Here is a 15,922-nt window from a genome sequence, read left to right on the forward strand (position 1 = left end):
GGCTTCTTCCTCGGGGAGACCCGGGTATTCCGCGGCTTTCGGGATGCCGAGCCGCGCGCCGCGCAAGCCGCTCTCGTCGAGGAAGCGGGTATAATCCTCGCGGACGCGGCCGAGACCGATCCGCGTCGAGGCGTCGCCGTCGTCCAGACCCGCGATCGCGCCGAGCACGATCGCCGCGTCCGCGACGGATCGCGTCATCGGGCCCGCGGTGTCGTGCGTCGGCGCCAGCGGCACGAGCCCGGCCCGGCTGACGAGGCCGAGCGTCGGGTTGAGGCCGACGATCGAGTTTTCCACCGCCGGATTGATGATCGACCCGAGCGTCTCCGTGCCGAGCGCGACCGCCGCGAAGCCGGCCGCGACGGCGACGGCGCTCCCGCAGCTCGACCCGCCGACGTCGAAGACGCCCGGGCCGTACGGGTTGCGAACGACGCCCCCGCGAGAGCTGTAGGCGTTCGGCATCGACGGCGAGACGAATTTGGCCAGCTCGCTCATGTTGGCTTTCCCGAGAACGACGGCGCCCGCTTCGCGCAGCCGGCGCACGACGAACGCGTCGCGCATCGCGTACGAGTGCGCGAGCGCCAGCGACCCGGCGCTCGTATGCAGCCGGTCCTCGGTTTCGATATTGTCCTTCAGCAGCACCGGAATGCCGTGCAGCGGCCCTCGCGGTCCTTGCACCGCGCGCTCCCGATCCATCGCCTCCGCGATGCCGAGCGCATCCGGGTTGAGCTCGAGGACGGCGTTCAGCCGCGGCCCGTTCTTGTCGAGCGCGGCGATGCGTTCCATATAACGAAGCACGAGCTCTTTCGATCCGTATTCGCCCGACGCCATGCCGCGCTGCAGCTCCATAACGCTTTCTTGCATCCTCATCGCCTCCGTCGAACGCCCTGAAATCAACAAAAAAAAACCGCACCCGCGGCTACGCTTCTCAGTGTAACCGCCGGGCCGCGGTTTTTATTCGCTTAGGAACAAGCCGCCGTACACGAACGCCCCGACGATGACGAACGCCGGATGGACGCGGCGGCGCTGCAACAAATAGAAGGCGACGGCCGCGATCGCCGTATATTGCAGGATGCCGATCGCGCGGATCGACGCCGCGGAGCTGTCCCAAGTGACGATCGCCATCATGACGGCGATGACCGGCTGCACCAGCAGCGTCATGCCCTTCACGACGGGCGATTGCTTGTAGCGGTGCAACAGCCGCAGCAGCAGGATGAGCGCCGCCGCCGAAGGCGCGACCGTCGCGGCGAGCGCGACGGCGACGCCGAACCAGCCGGCGACGTCGTATCCGACATACGCGGCGATCTTCGTCGCGATCGGGCCGGGCAGCGAATTGCCGAGGGCGAGCACGTTCGTAAACTCGGCGCTCGTCAGCCAGCCGCGGTTCGTTACGACCTCTTCGTACATCAGCGGAATGGACGCGGGGCCGCCGCCGTACCCGAACACGTTCGCCAGGAAGAAGCCGAGAAACAGTTCCCACGCTTCGCGCATCATCGCTCGGCCCCCTCCTTTCGCGCCTGTCGGCGCGCCTTCCAACGAGCCGCCGCCCGGTGGTGAACGGCGCCGTACGCGAGGAACGCCGCGATGACGAACGCGGGGTGCACGTCGACGAGCGCGAGCAGCGCCAAGGCGACGGCGAACAGCCCGACGCCGAGCGGCAGGCCCAAGCCCTTGACCGCCTTCTCGCCGAATTCGGACGCCATGACGCCGAGCATGACGGCGATGACCGGCACGACGGCGGCGATCATGCCGCGGATGACGGGCGATTCGTTAAAGAACGAGATGAACGCGTACAGCGCCACCATCGCGGCGCTCGTCGGGACGATGTGGGCGAGCAGCCCGACGAGCGCGCCGAGCGACCCCTTCAGCCGGTAGCCGAGATAGGCCGCCAGTTTGGTCGCGATCGGTCCCGGCAGCGCGTTCGCGATCGCGAGCACCTCCCCGAATTCCTCGTCGGTCATCCAGCGGTAGCGCGTTACCGCCTCGTAACGGATCAACGGCACGATCGAAGGACCGCCGCCGTACCCGAGAATGCCCGTGCGGCACATGGCCGCGCCGATTTGCCAGAATGCGTTGCCGCTCATGCCGCCGCTTCCTCTCTTCCCAGCCGAATGCCATCCGGCACTTTATTTGCGGTATGTAATATACCCCGCTGCGGCGCAAAGTTCAACTTTTTTAGAAAACGCGCATCCCTGCCGCCGACGGGCGAGCGGGAATGATTTCCGTCCGGCGGGGGAACCTTGCTATAATGATTCGTAGAGAGAACTCGGAGGTGGAGACGTTGGTCAATACGTACGTTTATTCGCGTCGGGAGGAGCTCGTGAATGCGATCACGCACGGGCTCGGCGCGATCTTTAGCCTTGTCGCGCTCGTGCTGCTCGTCGTATTCGCCAGCTTGAAGGGCACGGCCTGGCATATTGTCAGCTATTCGGTCTACGGCGTAACGATGCTGCTGCTGTACACGTCGTCGACGCTGGTGCACGCATTCCCCGAGGGCAAAGTGAAGGACTTGTTCGAGACGTTCGATCACGCGTCTATATATTTGTTTATCGCCGGGACGTATACGCCTATCTTGCTGACGCTGCTGCGCAGCCCGCTCGGGTGGGCGCTGTTCGGCGTCGTCTGGGGGATGGCGATCGGGGGCGTCGTTTTCAAAGCGTTCTACACGAAGAGGTTTCTGTTTTTCTCCACGTTCGGCTATATCGCCATGGGCTGGCTGATCGTCTTTATGTGGAAGCCGCTCGTGACGGCCGCCGAACCCGTCAGCGTGCAGCTGCTCGTGGCGGGGGGGCTGTGCTACACGATCGGTTCCGTCTTTTACGTCTGGCGCGCGTTCCCCCATCATCATGCGGTGTGGCACTTGTTCGTGCTAGCCGGCTCGGTGACGCATTTCGCCGCTATCCTGCTCATGCTGCCTTAATCGACGGATCCCGCAAGGGATCCTTTTTGTTTAAAAAATATCGCGATTAAGCCCCAAGCACCTATCGAAAACGTTCCGTGTTATGCGAAAATATCGTTATCTTATCCCGTAAAGGGGAACCGGCCGTTATGGACTCGCTTTTCGATCCGGTCTATTTCACGCAAGACACCGCGCTGTACGCCTCGCGGCATACGGCGGACGCGCCGATGAAAGGATATTATCACTATCACGCCGCCTTCGAGCTCTTGTACGTGAGCCGGGGCGCCGGGAAAATCGTCGTCAACCAGCGCACGTACGACATCGAACCGGGGATGCTGTATTGCTTCCAGCCGTTCCAGCTGCACAAGGTGCACCCGGAAGCTTCCGCGGGTACCCCCTACGAGCGGACGGTTTTGCATTTCGACCCGGTGGCCGTCGACCGGGCGGCATCCCCGTTCCCGGAGCTGCAGCGCTTCTTCCGGCAGCTTTGGAAGCGGCAGCTGCCGGAGCAGCGGTTCGACGTCGCCTCCGAGGGGGCGTTGATGGAGGCCGTCTGCCGCTCGTTCGAGACGGACCGCGCGAAGGGGCGGGAGCAATCGAACCTGTTGCTGCTGCTGCAGATGATCTCCTGCTTGCGGCGGGCGACGGAGGACCGTTCCGAGTCGGCGCTTTCCCCGCGCGAGCTTCGATATTCGGAGAGCGTCATGCAGTGGATCGAAGCAAATTTCGCTACCGAATGCTCGCTGGATGCGCTGGCCGACGCGCTGCACCTGTCCAAAAATTACGTCTCCCGCGTCTTTCGCCAAGAGACGGGCAACAGCATCTCGGAATATTTGACCGCCCGGCGCATAAAAGAAGCCTGCCGGCTGCTGCAGGCCACCGACGACCCGGTGGAGCGCGTCGGCATCGCGGTCGGGCTGCCGAACGTCTCGTATTTTTGCCATGTATTCAAACGGGTCGTCGGCGTCTCCCCGCTGCAATACCGCAAACGGTCGTGAGGGATTTTACGCGGCACGCGTAAAAACTGTTGTTTCTCCGCCCGTTTGGATTGTAATATAGAACCTTAGAGAGAAAAGAGAGTAAACGGATACAAGATCGGAGAGAAAGCATCTTGAGAAATCATGCAGTATCCTATGTATCGCTACTCGCCGTCGCCGTCATCTGGGGCGCGAACTTCGGCTTTTCGCGGTTCGCCATGGAGACGTTCGACCCCGAGTTGTTTACGTTTCTGCGGTTCGGTCTGGCGGTTCCGTGCTTCTTCTTGCTCCTTCGCTGGAAGGAAGGCTCGGTCGGTTTGCCGCCGCGCGCGCTTGCGCACACGTTCTTCCTCGGCCTCTTCGGCGTCACGCTGCTTGAACTCTTAGTCATGTATTCGATTCAGTACACGACGCTGGCGAACGCATCGCTGCTGAACGTCGCGCCTTGGCCGATATTCGTCGCGCTGTTCGCGCCGCTCGTGACGCGCGAGCGCATGACGCAGCGCCTCGCGCTCGGCGGCGCGGTCGCCATGATCGGCGTCGCCTTCGTCGTGCTCGGCGCCGGGGGATTCGATCTTTCCTCGAAGCATATGCTCGGCAACGCGATGGCGTTCGGCGTCAGCATCATCGGCGCGCTGTTTAATCTGGGCACGATGCCGCTGATGAGACGCTACTCCGCTTTGCGCATCAGCGCCTGGACGATTTTGTTCGGCTCGCTGCTCATGGCGCCGCTGACGACGGCGTCGTGGGGCAAGGTCGACTGGGCGGCGCTCGGCGCGGTCGAATGGTCCGTCCTTGCGTATAATGTATTGTTTTGCACCGTCATCGCTTTCATCGCTTGGAACGCCAGCATGTTTAAGGTCGGCGCCGCCCGCTCGAATTTTTTTCGGTATGCGGTGCCGGCCGCGGCCGTCGTAGCCGGTTATCTGATGTTCGGCGAGACGATTCGATTGCCCCAGCTCGCCGGAGCGGCGCTCATGGCGTTCGGGCTCGTCTGGATCGGGTCGGAGCGCAAGCCGGTCGAACCGCTGCCGAAGGCGGCTTGACCGATGCTGTATTTATTGATTGCGACGCTTTCTTGGAGCTTCGTCGGCGTGTTGGTAAAGCTCGCCGCGCTCCAATTCGACTCGTACACGATCACCTTCGCCCGTTTCGCCGTCGGCGCCGCCGCGCTCGCGGTCATTATCGCGATCGGGCGCAAGTCGCCGCGGCCGGCCGCGTTCCATCGGTGGATTTGGATCGGGGCTTTGGGCAAGGCCGGCAATTATTTATTCGAAAATATCGCGATCACGATCGGATACGCCTACGGGAACGTGCTGGTTCAGCCGATTCAGACGATCGCCTTGCTCGTCGCGGGACTCTTCTTATTTAAAGACCGCCTCACGACGAAAAGCTGGATTTCCGCCGCCGTCGTCCTGACGGGCGTTCTGCTGATTACGCTGAACGGCCGCTCGATCTACGAGACGATCGCCACGCAGGGTTGGATTACGCTGTTGTTCGTCTTTTCCGGCATCGGCGCGGCTTTGCATTTCCTCAGTCAGAAAATGCTGCTCGATTCCATGGGCGATTTGCCGATGAATTACAGTATCTTCTTCTGGGCTTCGATGCTGACCGCCGCGCCGCTGCCGTTCGCCGCCGATTGGTCGCCGGCCTTCGTACCGGGCGCATGGCTCGCGGCGGCCGCGCTCGGTCTCATTACCGGCATCAGCTTTCTCATGTTGTCCAAAGCGCTGCGTACGGTGAAATTTTCGATCGCGGTCATCGTGTCGAACATGGCGGCGCTCTTTACCGTCCTCTGGTCGGGCGTCCTGTTGAACGAGCCGATTACGGGGTATATCGTGTTCGGCGCCGTCACGGTCGTCGCGGGTATGACGATGTTGAATTGGCCGAGCAAATCGGTCGCGAAGGAGGGGAACGCATGACGCTGCCGTCGCTGGATACCGATTCGTTATTTCTGCATGCCTTCAACCATTCGGCGATCGGGATGGCGATCGTCGGGTTATCCGGAACGTTCCGACGGGTAAATCCGTCGCTGTGTCGTTTGACGGGGTATCCCGAAGCGGAGCTTGTGACGAAGACGTTCGTCGATATTACGCATCCGGACGACGTGTCCCCGGGAGAGCGGATGCGCGCCGAGCTGATCGAGGGCACAGCGGATTCGTATCAGCACGAGAAACGGTATATTCGCAAGGACGGCGTCCACATTTGGGTGCATTTGTCCGTTTCCGTCGTACGGGATTCGATCGGTCAGCCGCTGTTTTTCGTATCGCAAATACAGGATATCTCCCACCGCAAGCGGGCGGAGCATCTCCTAAAGAGCCATATGCAGCAGTATAAGTCGTTGTTCGACGAAAACCCGGACCTCGTATACGCCGTCACCCTCGACGGCGAAGTCACGAGCATTAACGGCTCCGTCGAGCGCATCACGGGGTATAAGGCGTCCGATTGGAGCCTGGAGCTGCCGGCGCCGCTTCGGGACGGCATGCGGTACGCGCTCGAACATGCGAACGAGGGCTCGATGGAGACGTATCGATTCGAGACGTCGATTCCTCGCAAGGACGGGGGCTTCGTCCATCTCGACGTCACGCTCGTGCCGATTCTTGTCGACGGGGAAGCCGTCGGCGTCTACGGCATCGCGAAGGACGTCACGAAGCAAGCGAAGCTGATTCACCAGCTCCGCGAGAGCGAGCGCAAATACCGGCTGCTCGCGGAGCATTCGCTCGATATGATCGCTCGCTTCAATCCGTTCGGCGTGTTCACTTACGTATCTCCGTCCGTTGCCGCCGTGCTCGGATATACGCCGGAAGAGCTGATCGGTACCGACGGGCTGGCGCTCGTCCATCCCGAAGACGCCAAATCGATAACTGCGTTCTACGGGACGGACGCGACATCGGACGAGCAGCTGACGGTCTTCCGCAGCCGCACGAAGAACGGCGATTACATATGGATCGAAGGACGGACGAAGAGCGTTCGCGGGCGGTCGGGCAAGGTGACCGAACACATCGCGGTGCTGCGCGACGTCTCGGATCGGGAGGCGGAGCGAGCGCGGCTTCGCGAGGTCGAAGAATTGTATCAACTGATCGCGGGGAATGCGCGGGACATCATCACGATCGGCGGCCCGGACGGCACCGTTCGTTACGTCTCGCCGGCGGTGACGTCGCTGCTCGGCTACGCTCCGGAAGAGATCGTCGGCAAGACGAGCGCCGAGTGGTATCACCCCGAGGATCTCGAACAGCTGCGGCGTCGAAGCTTCGCCGACGAGGATGTATTTTGGGGCCGCGTGCTCCACAAGAACGGCGCTTACGTCTGGTTCGAGACGTCGGTCAAATTCATCCGCAACGCCGCGGGCGAAGTGGACAAAATTCTCGGCGTCAGCCGCGATATCTCGGAGCGCAAGCGCGCCGAACAGGAGCTTAAAGCGAGGGAAGAACAGTACCGGCAAATCGTCGAGCATTCGCCGGACGCGATTCTGATAAGTATCAACGGCCGCTTCGTCTACGTGAACGAGACCGCCGTCGAGCTGTTCGGCGCGGCGAGCAAGGAGCAATTGCTTTCGGTCGAGCCGCTAACGCTGGTGCACCCGGACTACCGCCGCCTTGCGCTGCAGCGGAGGCGATTCGTCCAGGAGCGACGCGACGTCGCGGAATTGACGGAATGCACATACGTACGCCTGGACGGGCGGGCGCTCGACGTCGAAGTCAAGTCGATTCCGACCGTCTATCAGGACGAGGACGCGGTCCATACGATTGTACGGGACATCGCGGAGCGGAAGAAGGCGCGGGCGTTGATGGCGCAGTCCGAGAAGCTTTCCGCGGCCGGTCAGCTCGCTGCGGGCATCGCCCACGAAATTCGCAATCCGTTGACGTCGCTTAAGGGCTTCTTGCAGATCATGCAGAGAGGAACGTCGAAGCCGCATTATTACGGGATCATGAACGAGGAGCTGAACCGGATCGAGTCGATTCTGACCGAGCTGCTGCTGCTCGCCAAGCCGCATGTGACGGCGATGACGCACGTCCCGCTGCGGTCGATCGTGGAGCGCGTCGTCGGTCTGCTCGAATCGCACGCGAATCTAAAGAACATCGAACTCGCGGTGCGATGGCCGTCCGATCCGCTCCGGATTTACGGGGACGAGAATCACCTGAAGCAAGTGTTTATTAACTTCGTGAAGAATGCCATCGAGGCGATGCCGGACGGCGGCGTCATCCGAATCGAAGGGGAAGCGGCGGAGGGGATGGCGGTCGTACGCTGCGTGGATCAAGGTCACGGCATTCCGGCGGAGAAGCTGCCGCTCGTCGGCCGTCCCTTCTTTACGACGAAGGAATACGGCACCGGCTTAGGGCTAAGCGTCAGCTACAGCATCGTTGAAGCGCATCGCGGGTCGGTCGCCGTCGAAAGCGTCGCCGGCCGCGGCACGACGTTCACGGTAAAGCTGCCGCTGGCTGCGCCGCGGCAAGCGTAAGCACGGCGGAAGAGTCGGGAAGTTATCGCGAAGAAAGCAGCTCCGCGGCTTCCCGGAACCGCTGCGAATGGACTTTTTTCGCGCACCCGAAGACGTAGCCCGAGCCTTCTCCTCCGCGGCTACGTCCTCGTAGAAGTCTGCGATCAGATTTAATTATATACTGCAATGTTCTTGTCTCTATTTTGCATTCCCAATCATGCTTTTTCGATTTGGCGCAAGCGGGGGTTGTTCTAACCATTGATGTTTTGTCATGAGATCAAACCACTCTTTCGTGACCATGAGGTTCCTTAGAATGATTTTTTCATACTGCGCCACGAGGTCTAGTCGCATTGCGGATGCCAGGCCAGTCCCATGATAGGCTTGCGATGCTTGCATTAAAAATCCAATGTGGTACAGCATTAATTTGTCCGAGAAAGGAGATTCGGTGGAAGTCGTAATTTCGCTTTCCCACGATGTAGGAATAGGCAAATTATCGCCGCGCAAAATGTTGCCGAGGGTTTGAATTTGATCGTTCGACACTTCCTGCGTTGACATAAAAAAATTTCTCACGTCTTCCTGTTGGGCCACTTGACTAAACGCAATGGAGAGCGTCTTCTCCAGTATTCTCTTTTTCATATTAAAGGAGAGGGCGATCATTTCGGTTGAGGCTAACGGGCGTTTGTTCCCAAAGAAGCCATCCAAGAACTTTTGACTCTGCACGTATTCGGGGTTCTCCTCGGGATAGAAGTAAGGATCTCTTTGGAATAAACCCTTTTCCAGCAGCACTTCAATGGTTTTGTGGTACATAGTCTTTCCATCGTTGTCACAAGAGTCATAAAAATCTCTCAGATCCTTTCGTACCGATGCGGCAAGGGCAGTGATATGCCCCAACAAACCATGAAGCGTGATGATGTGCAGGTACTGTAAACAGAATGCGTCGGAAAACAGTCTTTTTGCCCCTGGATTCAGGTCGGATTCGTTAAATCCAATGGGGATTGGAAACCCTTCTTTTTCTAGAAACGTTGCAATTTGCTTTTTTTGTTTACCGTAAGTCTTTACCGCTTCATCAAACAGCGCTTTAATTTTTTCATCCTCCACAATACGAAACATGTAACGGTTCACAACATCTACAGCTGTTCCGTGTACATATTCCCCCCACAATGTTCCAATTTCAGTGGAAGTGAGTTTTAAATTCTCTTTGTCCATTACAAGTCCCCCAAACCATAATTTTGTATTATAATTTGTTGAACCGTATGATTTTATCCACTTTCTTGCAGGTATGGATTCCGCGGCGGGGACGATAGTTTCATAGGAAGCGAAGCGACAGCCCTTCAAAACAATGAATGCAGTACGCCGCGACAGGCTGCGGGATTGTTATGCGAACTGTGCAGGATAGCGGAAATAAATGTGCATATTTGAAAATAAGAAAGGGGAAACCAATGGAAAGACCTTAGGGGTTGGAAATATGAGGAGAATTATTGCGAGCGTGATTTCAATTGTTATGCCAGGTGGCGGGCAAATTTATAATAGGCAATTCATAAAGGGATTTGTTTTTTTCTTTTTGGAACATATAATTAACTATTTGGCATTCATCAACAAAGCTATTTACTTAGATTTTAACGGTTATCGAATTGAAGCCTTGAATCAAGTAAATTATCAGTTCGCTCTATTTTACCCTGGGATTTATGTTCTTGGGGTCTATGATGCTTATCGAAATGCCAAAATTGAGGACGTAAATAGTAACGCCGCGATTTTCTTCATTATTGGAGGATTACTCGGGACGTTTTCCATCGTGTATTCTAATCACCTCCCTTTTCCCCTTTTACTTGGTGGTTTGTCCATGTGTGTGCCCATTCTGATTGGGGTTGTCCTATATCGACAATAACATACAAACAAAACGAAATAACTCAACTTCGTAAGCTTATAAATCATCGTCGCGACCATCTCGAAGTGGGACAGCTCCTCCGTGCCGATGTCATTCGCGATCGCGATCACCTTTTCCGGCAACGTATAACGCTGCTTAAGCACGGCTATGCACAACCGGCCGTCGGTAGTCCAGATGCAATTCTCGCGTTTGTTTTTTAGTTGCCAGGCGGGAGAAAGCGCTTTACAATATGGCAAACTTGCGGATTTCTTTCGCCTCCGGGAGGGTCGGCGTCTTGGGACACCACCGTATCTTTATCCTGCTCTCGCTGATCGCGAACATGAGTTTTTTTTATGCGCTGCTGGCCGCGCCTGCGCCGAAACGCGCTTGGAGCCGTCGCGCGCAAGCCGCGGTGCCGTATTTGGGGGGCGTCTGCGTCGCTTTGTCGTACGGGTTCATCCTTCAGACGTACGGCCTGCTCCGCCCGGATGCGTTCGCGGCCGGACTCGCCGTCTTGGCGATCGGCGCGAATGCGCTCTGCGTGCGCGTCGTCGAGGCATGGAAGCCGGAAGGCGAGTTAGGGGCGGAGACGACGTCGTATCGCCAGCTCGGCGGCAGCGTCGTGATCGGCCTGCTGTTCACGGCTGTTCATTACGCGGTGTTCTCGCGATATACCGGCAATCCGCAGCCGGCGATGCCGGCGTTCTTAACCGGAGCCGCGTTCACGGTGTCCTGCGCCTTCCTGACGCTCCGTTTGCTCCACCAGCATCATATCGACCGGACGGACGCCGGCCGATCCCCTAGCGCCGCGTACACCGCCTTCCTGGCGTTCTTGATCGGCCATGGGATGCTGGGCTGCATGCTGATCGTCCTCGAGAGCTTCGGCATCGCGCCGCATCCCGACGGCTTCTTCATCGAATACGCGACGATGTTCGCCATGACGGCCATGACCGTGGTCGTCGGAGAACGGCAATACGTCGCCAAGCGGAAGCAATGGGAATGGAATCATAGGCGGCTTCGACATATCGCATTTCATGATTCGCTGACGGGGCTGCCGAACCGCATGTACGCGAACGAGCATCTCGACGAACGGGTGCGTTCCGGCGCGCCTTGCTTCGTCATGCTGATCGACCTCGACCAGTTCAAACAAGTCAACGACTGGCTGGGGCATCAGGCAGGAGACTACTTGCTGGCGATGACGGCCGAGCGGCTGCGAGGCGCGGCGGCGCCGGGCGACCTCGTCGCAAGGCTCGGCGGCGACGAGTTTCTCGTCATCGGCGACGCGGCGAACGCGGAAGCGGCGCTGCCGACGGCGGAACGTATCCTGCGGGCGGTCTCGGAGCCGCTGCCGTACGAAGACTACGTGCTGCATGTATCCGCCAGTATCGGCATCGCGCATGTGCCCGTACATGCGGCTGCCGCCGGCGAAGCGATGAAGCATGCCGACCTCGCGATGTACCGGGCGAAGGAGCGGGGGCGCGACGGGGTTTGCATCTTCTCCCGGGAGGTCGATCTGCCTACGGTCGAGGACCAGCGCATGAAGCAAGAGCTGAAGCGAGTATTGGAAGGCCGGGATTTGGAGCTTCATTATCAACCGCAGGTGGACCTGCGGACGGGCCGGATCGCTGGCTTCGAGGCGTTGCTGCGGTGGAATCGGGACGGCGCCGCCGTCCCGCCGGAGAGATTCGTCGCGCTGGCCGAGCAGAACGGAGCGATCGAACGCATCGGGGCGTGGGCGCTGCGCGAGGCGTGCCGTCAAACGCGGACGTGGAACGCCGTCTTCGGGCTGCGGCTTCGCGTTGCCGTGAACGTGTCCTACGAGCAGCTTCGCAAATGCGATTTCGTTGATCGCGTGGAGGGCATTCTGGTAGAATCGGGCTTGGATGCTTCGCTGCTCGAGCTTGAAATTACGGAAAGCGCCGCGATGCGCGACGCGCCGCTCGCGATAGGGCAAGTGTCCAAGCTTCGGGACCTCGGCGTTCAGGTCGGCATCGACGACTTCGGTACGGGTTACAGCGCCTTCGCCAACTTGAAGCGGCTTGCCTTCGACCGCGTCAAGATCGATCGGTCGTTCATCGTCGGGCTTCCGCATCGCGGCGAGGATCGGGCGATCGTGAAGGCGATGCTGACGATGGCGCGGGAGCTGGGGCTGAAGACGACGGCGGAGGGCGTGGAGCGGAGCGACCAGCTCGCTTATTTGAAATCGCTCGGCTGCGACGAAATTCAAGGCTATTATTATTCGAAGCCGCTCCGCCCGAACGAGGTGGAAGTCCTGCTGTCGGACGATCGGGTCGGCGCGTAATGAAATAAAAACATCGGAAGCGGAGGCGAGTTTATGCGCTTTGGCATCATCGGCACCAATTGGATTACGGAGCGGTTCCTAGAGGCCGGGCGGACCGTCGACGGCTTCGCCGCGACTGCGGTCTGCTCCAGGACGCTCGACCGCGCGGACGCTTACGCGCAGGCGCACGGCATCGAGCATCGGTTCGCGAGCCTCGACGCGATGGCCGCTTCCGGCGTCGTCGACGCCGTCTATGTGGCCTCGCCGAACGCGGCGCATGCGGAGCAAGCGATTCGCTGCATGGACGCGGGACTGCATGTGCTTTGCGAGAAGCCGCTCGCATCCAACGCCGCCGAGGCGACCGCCATGATCGAAGCCGCCCGGCGGAACGGCGTGCTGCTGATGGAGGCGATGAAGACGACGTTCCTGCCGAATTTCGAAGCGATTCGGGAGCATGCGGGGCGCATCGGCAAGGTGCGTCGGGTGCAAGCGTCCTATAACCAATATTCGTCCCGGTACGACGCTTATCGGGCCGGAACGGTCCTGAACGCCTTCGATCCGTCGCTCTCGAACGGCGCGTTGATGGATCTAGGGGTGTATTGCCTGTACCCGGTGATACGGTTATACGGTCCGCCGCTCGCGGTGAAGGCGAACGGCGTCTTGCTTTCGTCGGGCGTCGACGGCGAAGGCAGCCTGATTCTCGCGTACGACGGGATGGAGGCGGTCGTGACGTATTCGAAAATTACGTTCTCCGACGCCCCTTGCGAAATTCAAGGCGAGGACGGCAATCTCGTCTTCGATAAGATGAGCGAGCCGTCCCGCGTCGAGCTGCGGCTGCGCGGCGGCGCGGCGGAGGACGTCAGCCGGGCGCAGTCCCCGCATACGATGCGGTACGAAATCGAGGCGTTCCTCGCCTCCGCGCGGCGCGGCGACATCGAATCGCCCGTGAACACGCATGACGTCTCGCTGCAGACGATGCGCGTCATGGACGAAGCGCGCCGGCAGATGGGGCTCGTCTACCCGGCGGACCGCGTCCTGCGATGAGCGCCGAGTCGACGCTGTTTCCGGTGCGCGCCCTCCGGGAGGACGTTCATCCCGAGGCGTACGCCTATTATTTTCGGGAATGGCGAAAGTTCGATATGCCGTTCCATCGGCACGATTCCACGGAAATCATGTATGTGATTCGCGGCTCATGCCGCGTCGAGGTCGAGCGCCCCGGCGAAGCGGGCACGCCCGATCGGGTCGAACCGGCGGCCTCGGGGGCGACGGATCGCATTGCATTGTCGCACGGCGAATTTATCGTCGTCGCGGCGAACGTGCCCCATCGGCTCGTCGTCGAAGGCGCCTGCCGCATGCTGAACGTGGAATTCGGCTTTGCGTCGAGCGGCGCCGGCGTGCCGTCGATCCGCAAGCTGGCCGCCGAGGAGGAGTCGCTCGTCGCGCTGCTGACGGCGAAACGCACGTATACGGTGCTGCGGGACCCGGACGAGGTGTATCATGCGCTGAAGTCGCTCGTGCTGGAGCTGGACGCCCGCGACGCGAAAGGCGGCCGCGGCGCTTGCGGCGAAGGAACGCTCGTGCATCTGCTGTTCGCCCAGCTGCTGATCCGCATCGCGAGGCTGCAGGAAACGTCCGCGTCCGACGCCGCCTCGCCCGCGGAGGCATACGTTCGCAAGTGCGTGGAGTTTATGCGCCAGCATTACGATCGGGACATTCGCGCGAAGGACGTCGCCGCGGCGGTCAATTTGCATCCGGGGTACGTGCACCGGCTGTTCAAGGCGCAGACGGGGCGGACGATGAACGAATTTTTGACCACGCTGCGCATGGAGAAGGCGAAGATGCTCCTGCAGCGCACCGATATTCCGATTGCGGACATCTCCGATACCGTCGGCATCGGAAGCCGGCAATATTTTCATGCGATGTTTAAACGCCATACGGGGCTTACGCCGGTGCAATTCCGGCAGACGATGGACGCCCATCGTTGGGACGACGGCGCGCGGGGCGATTCCGGAAGGTGAGGATTTTTGACACCGCATCCGCGAGAAGGTCACGATTTTGATAACGTTTCCTTCGGGGTTGTTGCTACAATGAGGACAAAAGCCAATCCCAAGAAGGAGGACATGGAAGCATGTCATTCAAAATCGCCTTCATCGGCGCGGGCAGCATCGGATTTACGCGCGGTTTGCTTCGCGACCTGCTGAGCGTGCCGGAATTCCGCGACATCGAGGTCGCGTTCACGGACATTAACGAGCATAATTTGCAAATGGTTACCGAGCTGTGCCAGCGCGATATACGCGAGAACGGGCTGGCCATCGACATTCAATCGTCGACCGACCGCCGGGTCGCGCTGCGGGACGCGAAATACGTCATCTGCACGATCCGGGTCGGCGGGCTGGAGGCGTTCGCGACGGACGTCGACATTCCGCTGAAGTACGGCGTCGATCAATGCGTCGGCGATACGCTGTGCGCGGGCGGCATCATGTACGGCCAGCGCGGCATCGCCGAGATGCTGAACATCTGCAAGGACATTCGCGAATGCGCGCGGGAAGACGTGCTGCTGCTGAACTACGCGAACCCGATGGCGATGTTGACGTGGGCCTGCAACAAGTACGGCGGCGTCAACACGGTCGGCCTTTGCCACGGCGTGCAAGGCGGACATCGCCAGATCGCGAAGGTGTACGGTCTCGAGAAGAAGGACGTCGACATCGTCTGCGCCGGCATCAATCATCAGACGTGGTACATCCAAATCCGCCATAAGGGCAAAGACCTGACGGCAGGGTTGCTCGAAGCGTTCGAAAACCATGAAGATTACGCCCGAACGGAAAAGGTCCGCATCGACATGCTCCGCCGCTTCGGCTATTACAGCACCGAGTCGAACGGTCACTTGAGCGAGTACGTGCCTTGGTACCGCAAACGCCCGGACGAAATCAACGACTGGATCGATCTCGGCAGCTGGATCAACGGGGAAACCGGCGGATACCTGCGCGTCTGCACGGAAGGCCGCAACTGGTTCGAGACCGACTTCCCGAATTGGATGAAGGAGCCCGCCCGCGTGTACGCGCAGGAGAATCGGGGCGAGGAGCACGGCTCGTACATCATCGAAAGTTTGGAAACCGGCCGCATCTACCGGGGTCACTTCAACGTCATCAACAAAGGCGTGATTACGAACCTGCCGGCCGATTGCGTCATCGAAGCGCCGGGCTACGTCGACGGCAACGGCATCTCGATGACGATGGTCGGCGACCTGCCGCTCGGCCCTGCCGCGGTATGCAACGCCAGCGTCTCCGTGCAGCGGCTCGCGGTCGAGGCGGCCGTGCACGGCGACGACAAACTGCTGCGCCAGGCATTCATGATGGACCCGTTGGTCGGGGCCGTCTGCAACCCGAAAGAAATATGGCAGATGGTCGACGAGATGCTCGTCGCGCAGGAGAAGTGGCTGCCCCAGTACGGCGGCGCGATCGCCGAG

At 60.0% G+C, this 15,922-nt stretch carries 14 protein-coding genes and 1 pseudogene; 10 read left to right on the forward strand and 5 right to left on the reverse strand.

Features of this window, described 5'->3' with window-relative positions; translation table 11 throughout:
• The 3 genes from VEZ38_RS16010 to VEZ38_RS16020 all read right to left on the reverse strand — a co-directional run.
• A partial coding sequence (locus VEZ38_RS16010; RefSeq protein WP_324895164.1) for an amidase family protein occupies nt 1-861 on the reverse strand: 861 nt, incomplete at its 3' end.
• A 90-nt stretch (nt 862-951) separates the two neighbouring features.
• On the reverse strand, nt 952-1,488 hold the full coding sequence (locus VEZ38_RS16015; protein ID WP_324895186.1) for a chromate transporter: 537 nt from the start codon (nt 1,486-1,488) through the stop codon (nt 952-954).
• The gene (locus VEZ38_RS16020; RefSeq protein WP_324895166.1) at nt 1,488-2,081 is read right to left on the reverse strand and encodes a chromate transporter; all 594 of its coding nucleotides are present in this window, start codon (nt 2,079-2,081) and stop codon (nt 1,488-1,490) included. Before VEZ38_RS16020 ends, VEZ38_RS16015 begins: the two co-directional genes overlap by 1 nt.
• Before the next feature lie 197 nt (nt 2,082-2,278).
• On the opposite strand from VEZ38_RS16020, the gene trhA reads away from it, so the two are divergent.
• From trhA to VEZ38_RS16045, 5 genes are all read left to right on the forward strand, one after another.
• Nucleotides 2,279-2,917, forward strand: coding sequence for a PAQR family membrane homeostasis protein TrhA (gene trhA, locus VEZ38_RS16025; RefSeq protein ID WP_324895188.1), 639 nt, complete (start codon nt 2,279-2,281; stop codon nt 2,915-2,917).
• Nucleotides 2,918-3,045: 128 nt separating this feature from the next.
• Nucleotides 3,046-3,894, forward strand: a complete 849-nt coding sequence (locus VEZ38_RS16030) for an AraC family transcriptional regulator (RefSeq protein ID WP_324895168.1) — start codon at nt 3,046-3,048, stop codon at nt 3,892-3,894.
• A 113-nt stretch (nt 3,895-4,007) separates the two neighbouring features.
• Nucleotides 4,008-4,919: a DMT family transporter gene (locus VEZ38_RS16035; protein WP_324895170.1), complete on the forward strand. Its 912-nt coding sequence runs from the start codon at nt 4,008-4,010 to the stop codon at nt 4,917-4,919.
• Between the two features lie 3 nt (nt 4,920-4,922).
• Complete coding sequence (locus VEZ38_RS16040; RefSeq protein ID WP_324895172.1) at nt 4,923-5,795, forward strand: DMT family transporter; 873 nt, start codon at nt 4,923-4,925, stop codon at nt 5,793-5,795.
• On the forward strand, nt 5,792-8,332 hold the full coding sequence (locus VEZ38_RS16045; RefSeq protein ID WP_324895174.1) for a PAS domain S-box protein: 2,541 nt from the start codon (nt 5,792-5,794) through the stop codon (nt 8,330-8,332). Before VEZ38_RS16040 ends, VEZ38_RS16045 begins: the two co-directional genes overlap by 4 nt.
• A gap of 177 nt (nt 8,333-8,509) precedes the next feature.
• Here the strand turns inward: VEZ38_RS16045 and VEZ38_RS16050 are convergent, their stop codons facing one another.
• Nucleotides 8,510-9,517, reverse strand: a complete 1,008-nt coding sequence (locus VEZ38_RS16050; protein ID WP_324895176.1) for a DUF3231 family protein — start codon at nt 9,515-9,517, stop codon at nt 8,510-8,512.
• A 259-nt stretch (nt 9,518-9,776) separates the two neighbouring features.
• Between VEZ38_RS16050 and VEZ38_RS16055 the strand changes: the two genes are divergently transcribed.
• Nucleotides 9,777-10,196 (forward strand): hypothetical protein, encoded by a 420-nt coding sequence (locus tag VEZ38_RS16055; RefSeq protein ID WP_324895190.1) that lies wholly within the window; start codon nt 9,777-9,779, stop codon nt 10,194-10,196.
• Between the two features lie 26 nt (nt 10,197-10,222).
• Here the strand turns inward: VEZ38_RS16055 and VEZ38_RS16060 are convergent.
• Nucleotides 10,223-10,360 (reverse strand): annotated as a pseudogene (locus tag VEZ38_RS16060) (manganese catalase family protein); the annotation flags it as partial.
• A 110-nt stretch (nt 10,361-10,470) separates the two neighbouring features.
• Here VEZ38_RS16060 and VEZ38_RS16065 point away from each other — a divergent pair.
• From VEZ38_RS16065 to VEZ38_RS16080, 4 genes are all read left to right on the forward strand, one after another.
• A complete protein-coding gene (locus VEZ38_RS16065) occupies nt 10,471-12,477 on the forward strand; it encodes a putative bifunctional diguanylate cyclase/phosphodiesterase (RefSeq protein WP_324895178.1) in 2,007 nt (668 codons plus the stop codon).
• A 33-nt stretch (nt 12,478-12,510) separates the two neighbouring features.
• Nucleotides 12,511-13,500, forward strand: coding sequence for a Gfo/Idh/MocA family oxidoreductase (locus VEZ38_RS16070; protein WP_324895180.1), 990 nt, complete (start codon nt 12,511-12,513; stop codon nt 13,498-13,500).
• Nucleotides 13,497-14,474 (forward strand): AraC family transcriptional regulator, encoded by a 978-nt coding sequence (locus VEZ38_RS16075; RefSeq protein WP_324895182.1) that lies wholly within the window; start codon nt 13,497-13,499, stop codon nt 14,472-14,474. Before VEZ38_RS16070 ends, VEZ38_RS16075 begins: the two co-directional genes overlap by 4 nt.
• Nucleotides 14,475-14,584: 110 nt before the next feature.
• On the forward strand, nt 14,585-15,922 hold a 1,338-nt coding region (locus tag VEZ38_RS16080), incomplete at its 3' end, for an alpha-glucosidase/alpha-galactosidase (protein WP_324895184.1).

Origin of the sequence: Paenibacillus sp., from assembly GCF_035645235.1 — a bacterium.
GTDB lineage: Bacteria > Bacillota > Bacilli > Paenibacillales > YIM-B00363 > Paenibacillus_AE.